The 1,859-nt window shown below is 64.5% G+C and carries 1 protein-coding gene and 1 pseudogene; one reads left to right on the top strand and one right to left on the bottom strand.

Features of this window, described 5'->3' with window-relative positions:
* Positions 1–52 precede the first annotated feature (52 nt).
* On the top strand, positions 53–1,579 hold the full coding sequence (locus tag DPA01S_RS15875) for an IS1634 family transposase (protein ID WP_439950997.1): 1,527 nt from the start codon (positions 53–55) through the stop codon (positions 1,577–1,579).
* 48 nt (positions 1,580–1,627) lie between these two features.
* Here the strand turns inward: DPA01S_RS15875 and DPA01S_RS17685 are convergent.
* Positions 1,628–1,747: pseudogene (locus tag DPA01S_RS17685) on the bottom strand (IS5/IS1182 family transposase); the annotation flags it as partial.
* Between the last annotated feature and the right edge of the window lie 112 nt (positions 1,748–1,859).

The following is a 1,859-nucleotide window of genomic DNA, read 5'->3' on the forward strand; positions in this document are numbered from 1 at the left end:
ACGAGTTCGGTGCTGGCGTTTGTGACACTAAACGGCCCGGTAGTTTGGGCGTGTGGGGCTGAGATTTCGGAAGGTGCCGACGGGGTCGGGGGCCACGGGCGTGCAGTTGGTCGAGTGGGTCGGCGGCCGGTTGGTGGTGCGCGAGCACCTGGGTTCGGCTCACACCCCCGGCGAGTTGGCGGCATTGATCGAGGTCGCCAAGCAGCGCATTCAGGGCGATCAGCAGGCTTTTGACCTGGAATTGGGCGAGCGCGACGGCGCGGTGATCGACGTGCCGGCGGCGACGGCCGCGCGGATCCAGCAGTCCACGGCGCGGATCTTGTGGCAAGGGTTGACCGGTACGTACTCCAGGCTCGGTTTCGACGTGGTGGGCGATCCGGTGTTCCGCGACCTGGTGCTGTGCCGCGTGGTGGAGCCGACCAGCAAGTTGGACTCGGTTCGGGTCCTGGCCGAATTGGGGACGACACCACCGCATGTCAACACGCTCTACAACTGTCTACAGCGGGTGGTCGGCCGGGATTACCGCACCCTGATCGCCACCGCCTGCTGGGCCCACGTCACCCGCACCGGCGGCCCTGGCGTGGCGTTGGTGCTCTACGACCTGACCACGTTGTATTTCGAGGCAGAAAAAGAAGATGACCTGCGCAAAGTCGGGATGAGCAAGGAGCGCAAGGTCGATCCGCAGATCACCGTGGGCCTGCTGGTGGCCCGGGATGGTTTCCCGCTGGACGTGCACGTCTTTGAGGGCAACAAGGCAGAGACCAAGACGCTGATCCCGGTCATCACGGCCTTCCAGATGCGCCACCAGATCAGCGACATGGTCGTGGTGGCCGATGCCGGAATGCTCTCGGCGGCCAACCTCAATGCACTGGAGGACGCGGGCCTGTCGTTCATCGTCGGCTCCCGCACCTCCAAGGCGCCCAAGGAGCTCGAGGAGCACTTCGGCCGCCGCGGCAACGCTATCCCCGACGACGGCGTCGTGGAGCTGATCCGCCCAATGGGGCAAGGCCGGGACCGGCGAGACCGGCGGGTGGTGTGGCACTACAAATGGGAGCGGGCCAAACGAGACCAGCGGACGCTGAACGCGCAGATCGACCGGGCCCAACGCGTGGCCGACCGGGCAGAGCCACTCAAGAAGCAGCGATTCGTCAAGGTCACCGACCAAAAGGTAATCCTGGACGAGGTTTCGATCGAGCGGGCCCGCGAATCTGCAGGTTACAAGGGGTATGTCACCAACATTGCCCCGGACGTGATGGACGGCCATGCCGTCGTGGCGGCCTATCACGATCTCTGGAAGGTCGAGCAGTCCTTCCGCATGGCCAAGGCCGACCTGAGGGCCCGCCCGATCTTCCACCGCACCCGCGACGCGATTGAAGCTCACCTGACCGTCGTGTTCGCCGCCTTGGCAGTATCCCGGCACCTGCAAGATTCCACCGGCATGTCGATCAAAAAAATCGTCACCACCCTGCGGCCCCTGCGCACCGTCACCGTCGCCATCGGCGATCACGAAATGCTTGTCGAACCCACGATCCCAGACGCCGCCCGAGCCGCCGTCATCGACGCGATCAACGCAGGGTGACACTAAAACTTGTGGAAGTCAGGCCAGGACTTCGGCGAGCATCGCACCATCGTTTCGTTGACCACCGGTGACCACATTTGCCAGCGGCCGGCCGCGACCGTCGACGGCACTGTGGATCTTGGTCGTCAGCCCACCCCGCGATCGACCAATAGCGTGACCTGCGGGTTCACAGTCCGGGAAGGGACTGTTCTTGTGATTCGACCGTGCCCCCTGTGTCCTGCTCGGGGCGCGTTGTGTTCGTGCCGTGCTGATGAGCACGGCAGATCGTTGCATCGACCGA

The sequence above is a fragment of the Dietzia papillomatosis NBRC 105045 genome, assembly GCF_001570845.1.
GTDB lineage: Bacteria > Actinomycetota > Actinomycetes > Mycobacteriales > Mycobacteriaceae > Dietzia > Dietzia cinnamea.